The 19,725-nt window shown below is 50.9% G+C and carries 15 protein-coding genes and 2 pseudogenes; 10 read left to right on the top strand and 7 right to left on the bottom strand.

Annotation, left to right across the window (positions count from 1 at the left end; translation table 11 throughout):
- Nucleotides 1–26: 26 nt before the first annotated feature.
- Nucleotides 27–3,317: a calcium-binding protein gene (locus tag ACOI8A_RS12675; protein WP_420648541.1), complete on the bottom strand. Its 3,291-nt coding sequence runs from the start codon at nucleotides 3,315–3,317 to the stop codon at nucleotides 27–29.
- Between the two features lie 363 nt (nucleotides 3,318–3,680).
- Here ACOI8A_RS12675 and ACOI8A_RS12680 point away from each other — a divergent pair, with 363 nt between their 5' ends.
- Entirely contained in the window at nucleotides 3,681–3,881 is a 201-nt protein-coding gene (locus ACOI8A_RS12680) for a hypothetical protein (protein ID WP_420657757.1), read from the top strand.
- 51 nt (nucleotides 3,882–3,932) lie between these two features.
- The gene (locus ACOI8A_RS12685; RefSeq protein ID WP_420648539.1) at nucleotides 3,933–4,511 is read left to right on the top strand and encodes a hypothetical protein; all 579 of its coding nucleotides are present in this window, start codon (nucleotides 3,933–3,935) and stop codon (nucleotides 4,509–4,511) included.
- Here ACOI8A_RS12685 and ACOI8A_RS12690 read toward each other — a convergent pair.
- Entirely contained in the window at nucleotides 4,508–5,824 is a 1,317-nt protein-coding gene (locus tag ACOI8A_RS12690) for a bifunctional DedA family/phosphatase PAP2 family protein (RefSeq protein WP_420657759.1), read from the bottom strand. The two genes, ACOI8A_RS12685 and ACOI8A_RS12690, sit on opposite strands and share 4 nt — an antisense overlap.
- A gap of 44 nt (nucleotides 5,825–5,868) precedes the next feature.
- Nucleotides 5,869–6,249, bottom strand: a pseudogene (locus tag ACOI8A_RS12695) (DNA-3-methyladenine glycosylase); the annotation flags it as partial.
- A gap of 149 nt (nucleotides 6,250–6,398) precedes the next feature.
- Between ACOI8A_RS12695 and ACOI8A_RS12700 the strand changes: the two are divergent.
- The 3 genes from ACOI8A_RS12700 to ACOI8A_RS12710 all read left to right on the top strand — a co-directional run bounded on the left by ACOI8A_RS12700 (nucleotide 6,399) and on the right by ACOI8A_RS12710 (nucleotide 9,529).
- A complete protein-coding gene (locus ACOI8A_RS12700) occupies nucleotides 6,399–6,728 on the top strand; it encodes a hypothetical protein (RefSeq protein ID WP_420651368.1) in 330 nt (109 codons plus the stop codon).
- A gap of 64 nt (nucleotides 6,729–6,792) precedes the next feature.
- Nucleotides 6,793–7,377 carry a hypothetical protein gene (locus ACOI8A_RS12705; protein ID WP_420651369.1) on the top strand — a complete coding sequence of 195 codons (585 nt, stop codon included), beginning with the start codon at nucleotides 6,793–6,795 and terminating at the stop codon, nucleotides 7,375–7,377.
- 1,264 nt (nucleotides 7,378–8,641) lie between these two features.
- Nucleotides 8,642–9,529, top strand: coding sequence for a RepB family plasmid replication initiator protein (locus tag ACOI8A_RS12710; RefSeq protein ID WP_420651370.1), 888 nt, complete (start codon nucleotides 8,642–8,644; stop codon nucleotides 9,527–9,529).
- A 25-nt stretch (nucleotides 9,530–9,554) separates the two neighbouring features.
- Here ACOI8A_RS12710 and ACOI8A_RS12715 read toward each other — a convergent pair whose 3' ends face one another.
- The 4 genes and pseudogenes from ACOI8A_RS12715 to ACOI8A_RS12730 all read right to left on the bottom strand — a co-directional run.
- Nucleotides 9,555–11,741, bottom strand: coding sequence for a relaxase/mobilization nuclease domain-containing protein (locus ACOI8A_RS12715; RefSeq protein WP_420651371.1), 2,187 nt, complete (start codon nucleotides 11,739–11,741; stop codon nucleotides 9,555–9,557).
- Complete coding sequence (locus ACOI8A_RS12720; protein ID WP_420651372.1) at nucleotides 11,738–12,328, bottom strand: hypothetical protein; 591 nt, start codon at nucleotides 12,326–12,328, stop codon at nucleotides 11,738–11,740. Before ACOI8A_RS12720 ends, ACOI8A_RS12715 begins: the two co-directional genes overlap by 4 nt.
- A 288-nt stretch (nucleotides 12,329–12,616) precedes the next feature.
- Entirely contained in the window at nucleotides 12,617–14,266 is a 1,650-nt protein-coding gene (locus ACOI8A_RS12725; protein WP_420651373.1) for a recombinase family protein, read from the bottom strand.
- A 40-nt stretch (nucleotides 14,267–14,306) separates the two neighbouring features.
- A pseudogene (locus ACOI8A_RS12730) lies at nucleotides 14,307–14,639 on the bottom strand (DNA-3-methyladenine glycosylase); the annotation flags it as partial.
- Between the two features lie 176 nt (nucleotides 14,640–14,815).
- Here ACOI8A_RS12730 and ACOI8A_RS12735 point away from each other — a divergent pair.
- The 5 genes from ACOI8A_RS12735 (at nucleotide 14,816) to mrdA (ending at nucleotide 19,723) form a co-directional block, all read left to right on the top strand.
- Nucleotides 14,816–16,087 (top strand): glutamate-5-semialdehyde dehydrogenase, encoded by a 1,272-nt coding sequence (locus ACOI8A_RS12735; RefSeq protein ID WP_420648536.1) that lies wholly within the window; start codon nucleotides 14,816–14,818, stop codon nucleotides 16,085–16,087.
- Complete coding sequence (nadD, locus tag ACOI8A_RS12740) at nucleotides 16,056–16,778, top strand: nicotinate-nucleotide adenylyltransferase (protein WP_420648535.1); 723 nt, start codon at nucleotides 16,056–16,058, stop codon at nucleotides 16,776–16,778. Before ACOI8A_RS12735 ends, nadD begins: the two co-directional genes overlap by 32 nt.
- A gap of 70 nt (nucleotides 16,779–16,848) precedes the next feature.
- Nucleotides 16,849–17,340, top strand: a complete 492-nt coding sequence (gene rsfS, locus ACOI8A_RS12745; RefSeq protein ID WP_420648534.1) for a ribosome silencing factor — start codon at nucleotides 16,849–16,851, stop codon at nucleotides 17,338–17,340.
- Nucleotides 17,341–17,349: 9 nt separating this feature from the next.
- A complete protein-coding gene (gene rlmH / locus ACOI8A_RS12750; RefSeq protein WP_007937439.1) occupies nucleotides 17,350–17,817 on the top strand; it encodes a 23S rRNA (pseudouridine(1915)-N(3))-methyltransferase RlmH in 468 nt (155 codons plus the stop codon).
- Between the two features lie 10 nt (nucleotides 17,818–17,827).
- Nucleotides 17,828–19,723 (top strand): penicillin-binding protein 2, encoded by a 1,896-nt coding sequence (gene mrdA / locus ACOI8A_RS12755; protein ID WP_420648533.1) that lies wholly within the window; start codon nucleotides 17,828–17,830, stop codon nucleotides 19,721–19,723.
- Nucleotides 19,724–19,725 lie beyond the last annotated feature (2 nt).

Here is a 19,725-nt window from a genome sequence, read left to right on the forward strand (position 1 = left end):
GATTGCAGAAGTGGGTGAAAAACCATTCAGGCGAGTGCCGGCTCTTTGGCTGGGGACAATTGCTGAATGCTCAGGTGCTCGACGCTTATCAGGCGTGCCGGATCGCTGTCGATCTGCCAGCGGCCGATGTCGGCGTTGTAAAGGATCTTGCCTGGGGCCAAGTCCGCCAGTTGAATGTTCTGAACGTGGATTGCGCCACTCTCGAGTTCATCCCGGGCCTTGTGTGCCTCGATCAACGCGACGATAGCCTGGGGCGATGCGCATGCCGATGCGTTGACTGCATAGAGAGCGATGACTTCGAACAACGCATTGATCCGGTAACGATGTCCACCGGAAACGATGACATCGACACTTTCGAGTGGCAGCGAAGGATCGCTGCTGTCGGGCAAGTGGATGTGAATGCTGCCGATCTTCAACAGGTTGTTGCTGATGGCTAATTTGCTGCGATCGATCGGCTCCTGAAGGTGTTGCGTGTAGATGTCCCAGCTCGAAGAGCCGGACGTGCCAGCATCGGCCGTCGCTGTCGAGAGGCTGATGGACATGTTGCTCGCCGGATGGATTTCGTAGCGTCCCGAGCGGCCTTCCAATGCGTAGGAGGCACTGTGCGGGGCCAATTTGAAGTCGATGCGCTGCGCTGTTTGTTTCAGCGTACGTTTTTCTACCGCAGGTCTGACGAAGGTGTATTTCCCGGCGCGCTCACGCAGCGAGCCGCGACTTTGAATCACGGTGTAACCAGGCTTTTGCGCGTCGTCGCGATAGTTGTTCTGCGGGACATCGAGGTAGTAAGACACGCCATCGCGCATCACCAGGATGAAGTGATGACTGATCTGCCACGGGGACGCGAGAATCCCGGCGCCCATGTCGGTTTTCTTGCCAGGATGTTCGCGCACCCCGCCGTACAGCGAAAGCAGTCCGCCTTTCTTGAAGGTGAGCGTGAAATGCACGCCTTGATGACTCAGCGTCGTGAAAGCGCCATGGCGCGCTGAGTGCACGATATAGACGGCCCTGACCTCGTCGATCTCGCTACTGTCGAAGTCGACATACAGTGTGCTGCGGGCAATCTGCTCGCTCGCTCGCAACGTCGGGTGATGGCTGTCGCGGGAAACGTAATAGAAAGACTGCGCACTCGCCGAGACTGTCTGCACGCGGTCGTGCAACACGAACGGGGACGGTTTGCCGACACCTGCCTTGATCACCACGGCGTTCAGTACTTGTTCGGTCAGGTCGACTGTTTGTGCGGGCCAGTCCGGTTGCAGGTGATAACCGTCCTGCGTGACGAACAGCCATTTGTCGTTGCGCAGCGAGCGTTTGCCATTGATCGTCTGGTACACCGCTTCGATGATCAGCGTGCGCCCGGATGACTGCGGGTCATCGTCGCGTAGAGTTTCGATTACCAGCGCATCTGCGCGAATGCACCAGCGCTGGATGGCCTCGAGCGGCACGCCGAGGTACACGGTGCTTTGCTCCTGATCATCATCGGTGATCGACACTTCAAGGCTCTGCGGGTCGATGTGATAGGTGTCGACACCGCTGCCGCCGTCAACGATGACGTGGCTGCCACGGATCGACACCTGATCGTCGCCAGCGCCGGCACTGATGCGGTCCTGGCCATTGGCGGTAATCATGTCTGCCCGGTCCGAACCGGTCACCCGATTGGCCGCGCCCGCCAGGGTTTCGACTCTTTCGATGCCGTCGAAGGTTGAGTGCGGTTGCGGTTCGGCCGTCGCATCGGCAGTGCGCAAGCCGAGCTTGCCGGTGTTCAAGTCAATGGCATAACCGGTGTAGGGCGCGGTGCCGGGAATGTGATCCTGGCGGACATGCTTGCCTTGCAACCACAACAGATCAGTACCGTCACCGCCACTCAGGTGGCTGACTTGATCCGGCGCTGACGTCAGTGCTGCGGCTGCCGATTGAAAGAGAAAAGAGTCATCCTTGTCGCCGCCGCTCAGGCGTTTTTCACCGGCGCCGTAATTGAAATGATTCGGCTTGTCGCGCACGCCGCTGACCTGATCATTGCCGCCCCCCAGATTCCACAGCACGCCTTTGGCCGGATCAGCTTGTACGGTAATGATGTTGGAGCTGCCAGATGGCAGGCCGTTGCGGGCATCGTAGATATCGTCGGTCTCGTGGATGACCGGCGAGTTGACCGTCTTGTAGGCCGACTCGCCCTTGGTTTCGTCCCACTGGTGCTTGTAGACGCGTGTCGGTTGCAGGCGCACTTCGAAATGCCCGTTGACCACAGCGTCAACACTGTCTTTGAGTTCGTTTTTCAGCCAGCCGAGGCTTTTGCTTTTCAGCGCTTTGTCGTAGTCGCTATACGTCTTGGCGACGGTGAAACGATCCATCACAGCCGCATCCTGATCCACACCCCAAAATGCGAACCAGCCGGCGCGCCAGCGTTCGTTGATGGTCAGTTCGATGTAGTCGTCCATGTCATCGACCACCCGCGCGGCGCCATAGATGCGTGCGCCGACAATCAGGATCGCCGCAGCCGCCAGGCCCACCGGGCCAGCGGCCTGGAAGCCCATCAGCGCCGCGGCGCCGAGCATCAGCGAAAGCCCGGCGCTGAACACGCTCAAGCCGCCGGTGACATACAGATCCTGGGCCGCTTTGCCCTCGGCCTTGGCCGCGTCGCTGAAGGATTTGATCGCGGTATAGATGTCGAACGGCAGCGTCAGCACACTGGCGATCAGCCCTGCGCCGCGCGCCAGCCATTTGCCCATGCTGGTCTTGCCGAACTGCTCGAAGGTCTGCGCGCCCTGGCGCAGCATCTGCTCGCCGGTTTTGCTCAGCGCATATTCCACGCCCAGCGAGCCGATTTCCGCAACGCCGCCGCCGATATTTATCAGTGCTTCGGCTGTATCGCCTTTCTTCAGCGCGTCAATCGTGCCGATGTAGGCACTGTACAAGCCGTAGGCCTGCAATCCCGCGCCCATGCTGGTCATGCCGCGGCTCTTGACCTTGTCCACCCAGCTCGGCAAGTGGTCGGGCAGCGGGCTTCTGTGGATATCCAGGCGTTGGGTCGCGGTCAGCAGTTTGCTGATTTTCTGCATGGGCTCGACAGACGCGCCAGCAGGTATTTCGCGCAGCAGCGGCGGCGCATCGGCAGAGCGCAGCGTGACGATTTCATAAAGTAATTCCGGGACCCGTTGGCGATCTTGTGCATCGACGGATTTGATTCGCTGCTCGACCTGCGCCGAGTCGAGTTCCAGACCGTCAGTAAATGCCTGGTCGGGCTCGGAGAAGTACATGCTGGCCGCTGTAATGGCCTCTCCGTTGATGCGTGCTCCAAGTGCCTGAAGTTCCTGGCGGCTCACGGTCAGCTCGCCAAATCGCAGAGGCCCGAACAATTTGTCCAGATCTCGCAGGTCAGGTGACTTACCCGCAGCGTTGCCAGTTGCGGCAGTCGTTGAAACAGTTTCACTGTTAATGTCGGAAATCGTTATTGGCGCTGTAGGAATAGTTTCAGCGCTTACAGTAAAAAATGGCTTGGCCAAAATCAATGCTCGGTGGTGATATATCGATTTAATCTGCCATGAAGAGCTGCAAGTTTCCGTGGTTAATGTTTTGCTGATTGTATTGTTGTTTTTTGTATTGTGTTCGAAGTGGTCTGTCGGTGGTTTTTCATCTAGCGTAATTCCAGCTCGCAGGAAGCGGGTTTGATCATCAAGGAGAACAATATGACGATTTACGAAGATGAATGGGCGTTTTGGGGTGATATTGCCGGTAAGTATATTTTCAAGCATGCCGGTGTTGATATGAACACCGACATTGTTATCAAGGCCGCAGGGTTTTACGCTGATACGATGGTGCTTGAACGGCGCAAGCGCAAGCGGGTCAAGAATGTGCCGGATCTGCCGCCTTCGACCACTGGCAAGTAAAGCTGCGTCTTAACTTTGATCTGGTTGTTTGATAAACAAGAGAGTTCTTATATGTCTGATGATAAAAACATTACGTTCACAGGGCATTTGTTTGTGGGTGGACTTCCGCTGGTACTCAATTACCAGGTCATGGAACAGCGTTTAAAGCACTCGCGGATCACCACAGGGCAACGACTAAGTGCCGAGATTTCGCTGAATGATGAAATCAGCTCGCGAATTGTGACACTTGCGGATCACGACGATGTTGAACCGCTATTGATTGAGTTTTCTCCGGAAAGTCAGGGGCGTTACACACTCAAGGTCAAAACCGCCGGTCGCTACTTCAATTGGACTGTGCGGCTTGATCAAAACACCCGACATCTTCTGGTGGAAAAAAACTCCAGCAGTTACTTCGAACTGCAAACCTATGCCGGAAAACTCAAAACGCTGGACGACTTTCCGTCCAATCCCGCTTCAGTGGGATTGGTCAGTGTCGAGAAGAAAATCCGCCTGTTCCAACATGAAACCAGGGAAGGCCTGAAGTATTTTCTCGACAGGAATCCGAACGACACCAAGCACAATGCCTACAATCCCGAGCCTGTGTCGTTCATCTTGAAAACCATCCCGCCAGCGCTGACCTCCGCGGCCTAGTAGGCGTAGCGCAGCAACGTATGTGGCAAATGCCGCAACACAAAGAAGCCGAACAAAGCGACCATCGCCGGCAGCACCAGCCACCAGACTCTCTGTGGCATGGCGCCGAGCGGCGTCTGTCGCTGGCTGAGCCACAGGCCGGCGGCGCACACGCAAGCGGCGAGCATCGTGCCGGCCAGTACATCGGTCGGCCAGTGCGCGCCCAGGTACACCCGCGACAGGGCGATCGCCAGCGCTGGCATGCAGGCGATCAGCAGCCAGGTCAGGCGCATGCGCGGCGGTTGTCCGCGCCCGGCCAGTACGGCGAGGGTCAGAAACAGCGCGAACGCGCCGGACGCGTGACCGCTGGGCATGCTGTAGCTGGTCAGCGGATCGGTCAGCACTTCCGGGCGTACACGGGCGAAAAACACCTTGGTGCCCGTGTTGGCCAGCGCGGTGACCAGCAAGGTACCGCCGACGAAAATCGCCTGGCGCCACTGGCGGCACACCAGCAGCAGCACAGTGAACAAGGCGCTGAACAGCAGCATGTTGCGGAATTCACCGATCAGGGTGAGGGTGACGGCCACTTCGTCCAGCCATGAGCTGCGGTGTTCCTGCACCAGAGTCATGACGCCCTGATCGAGCGCATTCAGATGCGGATAGCCGATGAACAGGCCGATCAGGATCAACAGGCTCATGCTGCTGATCCACACCGTCGCGCGGCGATGGCGACGCAGGCTGCTATTGACGCTCAAGCCAACCATTGCCGCAATGCTGCCGGCGACAATCCCGGCTTCCAGCCAGAAACCTTCCGGCAGCGGCAGACGGAACGCCGCGCCGGTGGCCCAGCCCGGCAGCAGGTACGCCAGACTCCAGCCAGCGGCAGCCAACAGGCTGACGGCGGCGAAACGCGGGAACGGCATGTCGCACATTCCGGCGACCATTGGCAGCATCGGTCGCAGCGGCCCGATGAAGCGTCCGACCAGCAGACTGGCGATACCGTAGCGCTGGAAATACGACTCGGCGCCGGCCATCCATTCCGGGTGATGGCGCAGCCCCGGCAAACGCCGGATGTTCTGGTGGAAGTGTCTTCCAACGAAGTACGAGATCAGATCGCCGAGGATCCCGCCGAGAAACCCCAGTACCAGCGTTTCACTCAACGACAAGGCGCCACTGCCCGCGAGGACCGCGACGGCGAACAGCAACACTGTGCCGGGCACGATCAACCCGGCAATCGCCAGGCATTCAACCAAAGCCACAACAAACACCGCGGCGGCCAGCCATTGCGGGTTAGCGGCCAACCAGCCGGTTACGCTATCGAGCCATGGGCCCATACAAACCACTCCATTCCATTAATGTCCCCGGCAGGGGCTTTCATTCACAGCAAAAAATAATCGCGACCTTCGACCTGACCCCGGCGCAGCGGGTTCCGCGTGCACCATTGCGCATACGCGGCGTCGACGAAGCGGTACATCAGGTGTTCATCACGGCCAAGGGGAATCCCCAGGCGCGTGGTTTGAATAATCTGTACGGGCCTCGGCCCCGCGTCTTCCACCAGCAGCAACTCATGATCGAAACGCTTGGCATCCCACATCGGCACTTTCAGACCGAGCGCCTTGCACAGCAGCGTCTGGCCGGCGCAGAGTTTTTGCGGCGGACGTGGCCGGCCTTGGGCATCGGGGTTGTTCAGCAGCATCTGCGCCAGACTCGCCGGGCCGCTGATTTCATCGACCCACGGATACGCAGATTTGATCAAGACGGTAGCGTTTAACCTGTGATTTTTCGGGTTTCGTTTCATGGCTGGGATCATACCGGGAGTAATCGCGGCAAGAAACGCACTTAGGACTTGAAAATCGGGCACTATGCCACCACGTAGACTTGATCACTCAGTCAAGGGATACGACCAGCATGTCTAGCAGAGTTAGCGAAATTCTTGCCAAATTACTAAAGGCGAACCCGACGTCTATCAAAGACATTAATGACCAATACGATTACGAAGATACAAAGGGTGGTGGCAAGCAAGACCCCGCCCTTGTGTCATGCGGTCAATGTGGTGATTACAATGAGCTTCAATATATATACGACACTAAGCTAAAACCGCTGGTCAACAGGTTAAAAATCACCGAAGAGCAAGCACTGGTGGCCTTGGAGGCGTGCTGCTCTGAATTGAAAAATCCCCGCAAGCGTGAAGAATTCTACGAACTGCTGGGCGAAAAGCTAAATTTGGAAATCAAGTAAAAAGACACGGCCCATCTATGCAACTGATTACGTGTGGGTGGGCTCTAATCATAGGAAGAAAAGTATGGCTTACGTTCAGCTAAATCACGACTTTACAAAGTTCATTGATCCAGAATTATACGCAAGTGTTTTGGATAAAAAAGACGATGGAGATTGTGTTCTGCGACTTCAACTGATCTGCGAGCGATTTCTAAGCGTCTATTTAAAGGAACGGATTGCACCCGAAAATATTGAGTTTTTCACCAGTGGAAAAGGCAAGGGAGCTGAAATCCTCCGACATTTTAACGAAAGGCTTACCACCGCTGTCGCATCTGGACTGCCCGCTGAGCTGGCAAGACCGCTTAAACACCTGAACAAAATAAGAAACGAATTCGCCCATAATCTTGATTATGAAATCAAGGATGTGGATATGAATAAGTATTTCGAATTGGTTGATTCATTCACGGTTGACGTTGGAACACCACATGGATTTGAGGGCAATGTAAAGGATTTTCAAATCCACGGTGATGGAAAAATCACAAAAGCCAGCGATAATTTTCAAGCCGGGTTTACGGCGGCAACCTATGCCTTGATGACAAAAGCGGGGATCTGGCTAGTGAATGATTTGAATAAACGCGGGCAGTTGAACGTTGGCAGCCCACTGCAATAGCGTTTGGATCAAGACGATAGCTTTTAAGCTGTGGTTTCTTGGGGTTCGTGTCATCACTGGAATCATACCGAAAGCCCCGGTTACGTGGTGTATGGCCGCTATGCGGTGGCGTGCAGTGGCTCGCCTATTCTGGTGATCGCTTCGCTTTAAAATCACAAGCTTTTTTTAAAGGTTAAATTTGTGCTAAATCAAAAGCAGTCTTTTTTAGACCCATAACTTCATTCTCAGCATGCAACATTAAAATGTTTTTTTCATAAAAAAATCAAAACTTTTTTACAAATTTACATCAAATAATTGAGTTTTCAACTTCATCAAACCCTCTATTTATGGCTTAAATACGGCAAAAAACTCTGTCAATAGCAAAACGAAAATATAATTTATAGTCCGACTTTGTTCCGATTTACCTGTCAACCCTATTTAACTTTTACTTAATTGAGTTTTGCAACTAACTGCTCAAAAAAAGTCATCGGAAAATTTCAAAAATCGCTCCCAGTTTAATTTCAGCATTAAGCGTGTGGGGTAGCCACCCCAAAAAATGAAAATTTTCAAACCCTGCCACTCGATTTCAAAATAATTCACAACTTACAAAAACAAACATAAAACTCATTATCTCAATCAATTGATATTATGGTGGCGTAAAACACTTAACCACTCTAAAAACCTTATTTGCATGAGCTGTATTTTTAAAAACATTTCGTTGCTTTTCTAAAAGCGAAGCTACCAGATGCTTTTGACTTTATTCCCAGTTCAACCCGATAGGCAAGGAGGTTATAATTTTCAAAGTGTCATATACACGGTAGTAAAGCACTGAAAACTTCGTTTTATGATTTGCTTCGCTTCGCTATTCAGATCTACGAACTTCGTTCGCCTTTCCCAGATGCTTTTGACTTTCCGCCCCGAACGGGGCATAGCTTTGGATTTTGATTGTAAAAGTATTTAAGAGTATTTAAGAGTATTTAAGAGGTCCGTTTTGAATTGAGAGTAAGCCAAAATTTAAACCCATAGGGGGTCCGTTATATGTATATAGGGGGTCCGTTATATGCATGTAAGGGGGTTCGTTATATGCATATAGGGGGTTGGTTATATGCAGATGTGTGTGGCGTTCTATGCAGATAAGGGGTTCGTTATATGTAGCATTAAAGTGCTAAATATGTGGCGTTAAAATAATGCAGCCTAAGCATCTTAATACGAGGTGTCGGTACTTCTATTGACTTACATTAAATCCATGCTCTAATATCCTTATACAAACAATAAAAGGAATGCGATGGATTATCTATTTAAGACAGTAGAAACAGATAAAATAGTTTATGCACAGAATGGTTATATGACTATTGCGAAGTCAATTCTTCATCTTCCCATATTTCAGTCTGTGAAGAATGGTGAGCGTAGAAGAATAAACTTACAAATTGATAGCCTTTACGGGTTCAAAAATGTAGAGATGCGTTTTTATCCGTTATCAGTAGATTTTGATTTCGACGTATTTTTCTATATCCTGCAAAAGAAAATAAAGTCTGAAAATTTATCATTTACTATTAACATCAATAAGTTCATGGAGTTCCACAAAGTTCACCCAAGCAACAAGAAAGTTTATATAGAGAAACTTAAAAACTCGCTTGATAACATGCTGGATTTCTATTTGAAATTTTCGTATGGCCCCAAAACATATAAGTGCCACTTGCTTACGCATGTTGAAGAGAATGAAGCATGCAGAGAAGAGATAAAAATAACATTCAGCAGATTCTTTGAGAATTTTTACAAGCATGACCCGGACCTAATATTCAACTTTAAGCTTACTGAATTCAAAGATATTAAAGGAGATTATGCAAAAGCATTGTATATGTTCTATTTAACCAACAGGTTTAATGAGGTAGTAGAGTTCAAAGTATCCGACATTATAAAGCGTTTAAATGCTGAAAAATACAATCGCAAGGATGTGTTAAAGAGAATTGCAAAGGCCCACGGCGAACTTATCAAAATAGGATTTTTAAAAGACGTTGGAACAATTAAAAAAGGGAACGGCTTGGTTGGCTATACGGTTGAATTTGACAAAATAAGAAAATGCCCTTTGCAAGACCACGCAAGTATTCCGGTAGTAAAGCATAAGACTACTATAAAGGATTTATCTCTCTGCGATGAAGAACTGCCATTCTAAAATCTAATAAAGCCCATTAGGGGCTTTATTTGTTACGTGTGTATTTATACTCTGAACGATGTTGGAATCGCTGTTTAATGGCATAATTCATGTCGCTTGCTACATCTGGATTGATTTCTTCAAGCCTGTCTTTAAGTTGGTATATGTTCTGCCTATGCATATATTGACTTTTTTGCTCCTCGTTTAACAGCCTTGGTATATATTGTTTGTCGAATACCCTATGCTCATCAATGCTATGACTTGAATTTCCCGGCAAATGCATTTTTTTCAATGAGTTAACTTCGTGTTCAATATCGCTTATCAAAGCACTTTCTAATCTTTCAATTACAATTGCTTTAAACTCATCATCAACTTCATCAGCTTGGATTTTTTCCAAAATCAATGCATGTATGTCGTTCGGTTCTCCTTCAATTATTTCATCTAACGCCTCAATTACGCTGTCAATAATGCCTGAAACAAAGTAGCTTTCTTTATAGTCGGATATTAAATCATCAATCAAATCAGCATAGCTAGATGTATCAATGGTTTGTGGTTCCGATGATGTTAATTGTTCATTATTAAAATCTTCATTAAGGTAATCAATTAAATCGTCATGTTGATTTTCTTGTTCTTGATTTTCGAACTCATTATCACCATTTTGCCACGCTACCTGTTCAACTGGCTTTGACGTTGTAGGTTCGTCAGTGTCTTGTATCTGTGGCCCAGTATCAGCCATTTCTAGCGGTGTTGGTGCTGCTGGTGTGTCTTTGGTCGGGATAGCTGTTTCTGGTGCTTCTACGGCTTCGTGAACGGCTTCTATGACTGGTTTTTCCACCTTGGCGATAGCTAGCAAGACACCATCAGCTTCCTTGATTTCAATTTCTGTATTGCCTTTTTCACGTAGATAATCATTCAACTGTTTAATATCTTCTGCTGAAAAGTCCTTTACGTTGGACATTTGGTATTGAAAGCCTTCTTTATCAAACAAACCTAATTCCACTGATTGCTTAATGCTTTCAATACAAAAATTCTTATTCGTGGATTCCGTTTTGATTGTCTCGCAAGGTGAATTATTGATTAGCACAATTAAGGCATCACGCACCGTTGATGGAGTTACTTCATAAACAGAAACAGAATGTTTTTCTTTGTCGTATGAAAACTTATCGTATTCATAACCCTTTTTAGATACCGAATAGTAACGAATAATATTTGAATGCTCTTGTGCTTCGTATTTCTTTAATCTCCATTGCACTGTATCCTTTTTGGTTTTAATTCTTGGTTCAAAGTCAATTCGTTCGCCAATCCATGCTAGGCTGTGGGTGATTCTTTGAGGTTTGAATTCTGCCGCTTGCCTTACTATGTCTTTAAGCTGCTCATCATTAAACTCTTTGAATTTCGTCTTTAAAGACTTCATTGAAAGATTAACCTGTGATGCTTTTATTGAATTCTCGTTGCCATCAACAAATGAAAAAGCAAGATTTGCCGCATTGTCATTATTCATGCGGACACCAATATTATTGTCCTGTAAGATTTGGAAAAGCTCTTGTGGTGATTTTGATTTTTTAGCGATTGTCCTGATGAAATCATTCATCGCTGTAAGTTGGTCAACTTTATCAGCATAAGCTTCTGGGTTGTGTTTTTTAAAGCGTTGTAAGTGAGCCGTAGGAGAATATTGGAAGTCATTAAGACGTTGCTGCTCTTCCAATACACATTTTCTATTTTCAACAACTTCAAGGTTAAATTGTTTTTCTAGCTTTGCTGCAATTCTTTCTTTCTTGTCAAAGTCATTGAAAGCTTTTGTTGTGTAGCAATTCCCAAGTTTATCTTTGTTTTTAACGACGATATGATAATGAAGCTTACCATTATCAATGTGATAATCTGCTACGAATGTCCTTGAACCATAGACCTGCCTAACATATGACTTTACTACTGTAAACGCCTTCTGTTTATCTTCTAGTGTTAGATTGTCAACATCGAAGTCATCAGGTGAAAATGAAACAATATCGCATAATGCAGCGAATTTTTGCCCTTTGTTTAAATCATCCATAAAGTAATCAGCAATAAAATTGCTGTATGAATGGTTATCATTGAATTTTTTCACAAAAGGCAGGCTGCATGTATCTGGTTCGTTTTTGTGAAAAGCTTTTTTCAAGAAATAATCAATATTGAAAACTATTTCATTCTTATTGGATAGATTGGCCGATAAATCTCCTTCTGGTTTTTTGATTATCATATATCACCATTGTTGTTGTCCTTTTCTTTGTTGTAGATAATTCTACCTTGAATATTTACACCATCAAGTAAGGTGTTAACCCTGTCCATCAATTGTTCTGCTTGTGTTATTCTTTTGTTCAATGCGTCTAATATGTTATTGAAATCAACTTCTTTGCCGTTATTAAATATTGCAACCCCATTACTGTCTAATCTATCTAATGCTGATGAAATGCCGTTCAGCGTGTTGAAAAGTTTACCAGCACCACAAACCTCGTCGATAATCTTAGCTGCTTCAATTAGTTTAGGGTCTGTATATTCAATGCATGACGTAACTCGTCTTTTAATTATTTTTGTAACGAGGCTGCTCTTGTTGCCTTTAAAATTATTTGAAAATAGTTCTTTCATAAACTTTGCACTATCACCCGAAAAGCGAAGATGGAAACTTTCACCTCTTTTTGATTCGGATAGTTGTGAGTAGATTTTTTTAAACTCTTTCAACTCATTTTCATCTAGTTTGTTTTTTGACTTGCCATTGAAATTCTTACCTAGAATTTCATTTGTGATCTCACCTCTTTTGTTTATATTTGTATTTTTATCTTTTTTCATAATGATTCCTGATGTGGTTTGTTTGTTGTTCGCTCCTATATATTTCAAACGAAGTGCGAAATATCAAGCGTTCTTGGGAACCGAATAAGGAATAAAATGGGAACCATTTTGTTGCTTATTTGGGAACCAAGAACATTGCTTGCCTATATAAGTAGCCTATATATACAGTAACATACATTATAATGTTTTCAAGTGAGTCGAAACTTTAACAAAAGCTTGAAATTTAAAATGTATAGCAATAATGAAAGTGTCAACCATGCGATAGCACTTTAAAAATAAAAATCTTCATTAGGGGTTTCGGGTATGGTTCAAAATTTCGGCCAGTTCAGCATCGCGTTGAATCGGATTTGTGGTTCTATATACGTTCTGGATAGTTCCATCATTGACAAACCGCTTCACGCCATTTTTAAAGATGATGGCATAATCTACTAGCTCGAAATCAATTTGAATGGTTTTAATTATCTCATGTAGCACAAGGTTGATTTTTGCACGGGTTTCATAAGTGCCATTGTTTTTAAGTTCTTCAAGTGCGTTGTCAATGTTAGCGTTATAGACGTTTAATTGTGACATTTGGGCTTGTAGCTCAGTGCGTTCAATATCTAAGGCTTTATTATTGTTTTCTGCATTATTGGCTTCTTCAATCATGAATGATGGAAGATTGCCAGCTTCTAAAAAAGACTTGCGAAAGTTTTCAAGAAGGGTTTTGTTTTTCTCGATTTTAGTTTCAATCGCCCGAATTTGTTTGATTAGTTGTTCAAGCGGGTTATTTTCGTTTAATACGTCCGCAAGGTTGATTTCTTGAATAGCTTTCAACATGGTGGCTTCAAAGTCGTCATATCTCAAACGTTTCAAGATACATTCGCGTGTAAATTTCCCTTTTTTACACACAATGTAATTGACCGACTTGGGAACCTTTGCACGTTTATCAATACCCGGATTGAGTAAATGAACCGGGCCACCACAGTCAGCACATTTCAAAAGGCCAGTGAAAAGGTTCGTGAATAGCTTACCCTTGCGACCTTTACGGGTCGTATTTGCTTCGGTGATACGCTGACACTGTTCAAATGTTTCAACGCTCACAATCTCGGGAAAATAGTCTGGAATGGGTTCACCTGCGGGGATCAGGTCGCGTTTCCCAGTGCCTTGTTTTTTTGGTTGGTAAAAACCATGAGTTGCGGGATTTCTCAGTATTTTTGAAATTATTGAAGGTTCCCAATATTCCGCACTTTTAAAGGTTGGGATATTTCGCTCATTCAAGAAGTTTTTGATTTTCAGCGAACCATTACCATTTTGAAATAATTCGAAGATTAGCCGGACGGTTTCAGCTTTTTCGTGATTGAGAACGTAGCGACGGCGTTTAATCTGTTTACCTATGCTTTCGTCCATTACATACGATGTTTCTGTATCAAGCCAAGCGGGGGCTTGTGCAGTCATTGCTACGCCATGACTGGCGGCAAGCTCTCTTTTAAAAGCCCAGTTTTTTAGACCTTTGTCGCTTTTGTTTTTACTTTCACCGTGTGAACGTGTTGCATCAATTGATAAAGTGATAATTGTATAAGCGTCATTTATGTCTTCAATGATTTTTTGTTCATTGGTGCTAATGATCGCTAGCTTCAACCCTTTTGAAATAATCGTATTGACCTTTAAAATCGCATCAATGGGGCCGCGACGGGTCAGACGGTCGATGTTTTCCAGTGCGAACACATCACCCGGTGCAAATTTTCCGGCTTCTAAATCTTCGAAGAACCGAGCAAGCTGCTTTTGGCTGGCGTCGTCAGAAAATGCAGAATGGCCGATGTCTTCAATTGCATGACTTTCATCGAGCGAAAGCCCATTCCTTAGTGCAAAATCAGCGATTAGTTTTCGCTGACGTTCAAGCGAAAAGCCTTTTAACTGCTCGGTTGTAGACATTCGAAGGTATGAAATTAAACGTGCCATGTGCTGTCGCCTGTAAGATTCGATCTTACAGGTATTATACGCCCGTCTTGATCAGCACTGCATTGCCTGGACCCTGCGCGCTGAAGTTCAGCGAATCGCCGCCACGGGCGTAATACATATAGATGTGCCCGCCATCCAGAAACAAAGCCTTACGCTTTTCTGTGTAGCCGAGAGACGCGTGGCTGCCTTTTTCCGCGCAGTAATAGGCTTCGGTTTCGATGATCCGCGCACTCAGCCACAGATCGCCGACGCGATGGCGAATTACTTTGCCGAGCAGATCGCGCGCAAGCGTCTGGGCGTCACGGTCGAAAAATTCGTCCGTAAGCCCCACGGGCAGGCGCGCAGCTTCGGCGCGAACGGTCAGTCTGGACATGGCAAAGCATATTTTCCGGTCAGAGGAGGGCGCGATGATATCAATTGCCAGCTTAATTACGCCTGAACGTCGGCAAATCGCTGTCCATTTCGACCATCCGCCCGTCACCGCTGTTAGTCAGGGGACGCGACAGCTATAATCTGCCGCTTTCCTCTTTGCCAAGACCCCAGCAGACCATGACTGAGTCCGTTCTTGACTACATGACCCGATTGGGTCGCGCCGCCCGTGAAGCCTCCCGGGTCATCGGCCGTGCCAGCACCGCGCAGAAAAACCGCGCCTTGCAGGCTGCTGCCAATGCGCTGGACGCGGCTCGTGTGGAGCTGGCGGCAGCCAATGAACTGGATCTGGCCGCCGGTCGCGCAAATGGTCTGGAGCCAGCAATGCTGGAGCGTCTGGAGCTGACCCCGGCGCGCATCGACGGCATGATCGTCGGTTTGCGTCAGGTTGCAGCGCTGCCGGATCCGGTCGGCGCGATCCGTGACATGAGCTTCCGTCCGTCGGGGATTCAGGTCGGCAAGATGCGTGTGCCGCTGGGCGTGATCGGGATTATTTACGAATCCCGGCCGAACGTGACCATCGACGCCGCGAGCCTGTGCCTGAAGTCGGGCAATGCGACCATCCTGCGCGGCGGTTCCGAGGCGATTCATTCCAATCGCGCCATTGCTGCGTGCATCCAGCGCGGTCTGGCCGAAGCCGAACTGCCCGCCGCTGTAGTGCAAGTGGTGGAAACCACTGACCGCGCTGCGGTCGGTGCGATGATCACCATGCCGGAATACGTCGACGTGATCGTGCCGCGCGGTGGCCGTGGCCTGATCGAACGCATCAGTCGTGATGCCCGCGTGCCGGTGATCAAACACCTCGATGGCATCTGCCACGTCTACGTCAGCCAGCACGCCGATCTGGCGAAAGCCCAGCGCATCGCCTTCAATGCCAAGACCTACCGTTACGGGATCTGCGGCGCGATGGAGACTTTGCTGGTCGATCAAACTGTTGCCAGGGATTTCCTGCCGTCGATGGCTGCACAGTTCCGCGAAAAAGGCGTCGAACTGCGTGGCTGCGAGCGCACCCGGGCGATCATCGATGCAGTTGCGGCCACTGAAGAAGACTGGAACACCGAGTATCTGGCGCCGATCCTGTCGATTCGCGTGGTCGACGGTCTCGATCAGGCTATTGAACACATCAACCATTACGGCTCGCATCACACTGACTCGATCGTTAGCGAAAACCTCGCCGACACCCGCAGTTTTGTGGCGCAAGTCGACTCGGCGTCGGTGATGATCAACACCCCGACCTGCTTCGCCGATGGATTCGAATACGGATTGGGTGCCGAGATCGGCATTTCTACTGATAAGCTGCACGCCCGTGGCCCGGTGGGCCTCGAAGGACTGACCTGCGAGAAGTACATCGTGGTCGGTGATGGCCAGTTGCGCGGCCAGGCGCCGGTCTGACTTGTCCGACCTCGACCTGACAGCGCCGCACGCCGGCAGCGAGTCCCGCCCCCTGCGCATCGGCGTACTGGGCGGAACCTTCGACCCGGTGCACATCGGCCATTTGCGTGGTGCGCTGGAAGTCGCCGAAGCGCTGGCGCTCGATGAACTGCGTATGATGCCCAGCGCGCGTCCGCCGCATCGCGGTACGCCGCAAGTGTCGGCGCAGGATCGGCTGGCAATGGTCGAGTGCGCGGTGGCCGGTGTGCCGCCGCTGGTGGTGGACGCCCGTGAGTTGCAGCGGGACAAACCGTCCTGGACCATCGATACCCTGGAGTCGCTGCGTGCCGAAATGGCCGCCGAGACCCAGGTTTTTCTGCTTTTGGGCTGGGACGCATTTTGCGGCCTGCCCACTTGGCACCGCTGGGAAGAGTTGCTCCAGCATTGCCACATCCTGGTGCTACAGCGCCCGGACGCCGACAGCGAACCGCCGGATGCCTTGCGCAACCTGCTGGCAGCGCGTTCGGTGAGCGACCCGTTGGCCCTGAAAGGGCCGAGCGGACAGATTGCATTCGTCTGGCAGACACCGCTCGCGGTTTCCGCCACCCAGATCCGTCAACTGCTGGCCAGCGGTAAGTCGGTACGTTTCCTGGTGCCCGACGCGGTCCTGGCCTACATCGATGCGCACGGTCTGTACCGTGCGTCGAACTGAACAAGGCGTGCTCAAGTAACACGATCTACGTGTGACGAGCCGCCGAATACACGAGCAAAACGAGTTTTATATGACTGACAACGTAAAGAAAGTTAAGCGCAAAGGCACATTCAAGAGCGCTCCGCTGCCGGAAGTGGCCAGCACCAACGAGCCGCTGAAGGGTGACGAGCTGGTCAAGGTTGCCGTTGCAGCCCTGGAAGACGTCAAGGCGCAAGACATCCAGATCATCGATGTGCGCGAGAAGCAGAGCATCACTGACTACATGATCATCGCCACCGGTACGTCCAACCGTCAGATCGGCGCGATGCTCGACAAGGTTCGCGAAGCCGTCAAAGCTCTGGGCGTCAAGCCACTGGGCGAAGAAGGCAAGGGCGACAGCGACTGGGTTCTGCTGGATATGGACGATGTCATCGTGCACATGATGACCGCCTCGGCTCGCCAGTTCTATGACCTGGAACGCCTGTGGGCCGGTGCCGAGCAAAGCCGTTCGGCCAGCGCTGCACACCACAGCCCGGAAAACACCCACGAGCATTTCACCAAGCTCAACAAAGACCAGCTGTAAGGGATTGCTGTGCGACTGCGACTGATCGCCGTCGGTTCACGCATGCCCAAATGGGTGGAAGAAGGCTGGCATGAATATGCCAAGCGTCTTCCGTCCGAGCTGGCGCTGGAACTGGTGGAAATTCCGCTCAATACCCGCGGCAAGAACGCCGACGTGGCTCGTTTCATCCGCCAGGAAGGCGAAGCCATGCTGGCCAAGGTCGGGCCGAACGAGCGGGTTGTCACCCTCGAAGTCCACGGCAAGCCCTGGAGCACCGAGCAACTGGCGGTCGAACTGGATCGCTGGCGGCTGGACTCGCGCACGGTGAATTTCATGGTCGGTGGCCCGGAAGGGCTGGCGCCGGAAGTCTGTGCCCGCGCCGATCAGCGCTGGTCGTTATCGCCGCTGACCTTGCCGCACCCGCTGGTGCGGATCCTCATCGGCGAACAGCTGTACCGTGCCTGGACCGTGTTGTCCGGTCACCCTTACCACAAGTAAGCCTGCCCCCATGTCCCAGCCGATCCGCATCAAGGACCACGAAAAAGACGCCCGTCTGGTGCGTGGCCGCGTCGTGTTCGGTGCAATTGCGGTGGTGGCGCTGATCTGTGTGCTGATCGCGCGCCTGTATTTCCTGCAGGTGATTCAGTACGAGTACCACTCGACGCTCTCGGAAAACAATCGGGTGCATGTCCAACCGATTCCGCCGACCCGTGGCCTGATCTTCGATCGCAACGGCGTGGTGGTGGCGGATAACCGCCCGAGTTTCAGCCTGAGCATGACCCGCGAGCGCTCCGGCGACTGGCAGCAAGTGCTCGACGTGATTGTCGAAGTGCTGGAGATGACGCCCGAGGATCGGGTGATCTTCGAGAAGCGCATGCGTCAGGGGCGCCGGCCGTTCGAGCCGGTGCCGATCCTGTTCGAGCTGACCGAAGAGCAGATCGCGCGGATCGCGGTGAACCAGTTCCGGCTGCCCGGCGTTGAAGTGGTTGCGCAGTTGGTGCGTCACTACCCGCAGGGCGCGCACTTTGCGCACTCGGTGGGTTACATGGGGCGGATCAACGAGAAAGAGCTGAAGACTCTCGATCCGGTCAACTACAGCGGCACCCACCACATCGGCAAGACCGGCATCGAGCGCTTCTACGAAGCCGAGTTGCACGGTCAGGTCGGTTACGAGGAAGTCGAGACCAACGCCCGCGGCCGCGTGTTACGGGTACTCAAACGGACCGATCCGGTGCCGGGCAAGGACATCGTCCTCAGTCTCGACATCAAATTGCAGGAAGCCGCCGAAGCCGCACTCGGTGGACGCCGTGGCGCGGTGGTGGCGCTCGATCCGAAGACCGGTGAAGTGTTGGCGATGGTCAGCCAGCCGAGTTTCGACCCGAATCTGTTTGTCACCGGGATCAGCTTCAAGGCCTATGCCGAGTTGCGCGATTCCATCGACCGGCCGCTGTTCAACCGCGTGCTGCGCGGCCTGTACCCGCCGGGTTCGACGATCAAACCGGCGGTGGCCATCGCCGGTCTCGATTCGGGCGTGGTCACTGCATCGAGCCGGGTGTTCGACCCGGGCTATTACATGCTGCCCAACTACGATCACAAATATCGCAACTGGAACCGTACCGGGGACGGCTTCGTCGACCTCGACACGGCGATCATGCGTTCCAACGACACCTACTTCTATGACCTGGCGCACAAGCTCGGCATCGATCGGCTGTCGGCCTACATGAGCAAGTTCGGCATCGGCCAGAAGGTCTCGCTGGACATGTTCGAAGAATCTCCCGGCCTGATGCCGACGCGTGAATGGAAGCGCGCGACCCGGCGTCAGGCGTGGTTCCCCGGCGAAACCCTGATCCTCGGGATCGGCCAGGGCTACATGCAATCCACCCCGCTGCAACTGGCCCAGGCCACAGCGCTGGTGGCGAACAAGGGTGTTTGGAACCGGCCACATCTGGCCAAATCCCTCGAAGGCGTGAAGCCGGTGGATGAGAATCCGATTCCGGACATCATCCTGCGCGATCCGTCGGATTGGGCCAAGGTCAACCACGGCATGCAGCAGGTGATGCACGGTGCGCGCGGCACGGCGCGTAAAGCAGCCATCGGCGCCCAATACCGGATTGCCGGCAAGTCGGGTACGGCGCAGGTCGTGGCGATCAAGCAGGGTGAGAAGTACGACCGCTCGAAAGTCCAGGAACGCCACCGCGACCACGCCTTGTTCGTCGGTTTTGCCCCGGCTGACGATCCGAAAATCGTGGTGTCGGTGATGGTCGAGAACGGTGAATCCGGTTCCGGCGTCGCTGCACCCGTGGTGCGTCAGATCATGGATGCATGGTTGCTCGACCCGCAAGGTCGTTTGAAGGCCGAATACGCCAGCCCTATCAGTGCGGAGGCTACGGCCCGTGATGAATAATT

Source organism: Pseudomonas sp. P4795 (genome assembly GCF_048822895.1).
Taxonomy (GTDB): Bacteria; Pseudomonadota; Gammaproteobacteria; order Pseudomonadales; family Pseudomonadaceae; genus Aquipseudomonas.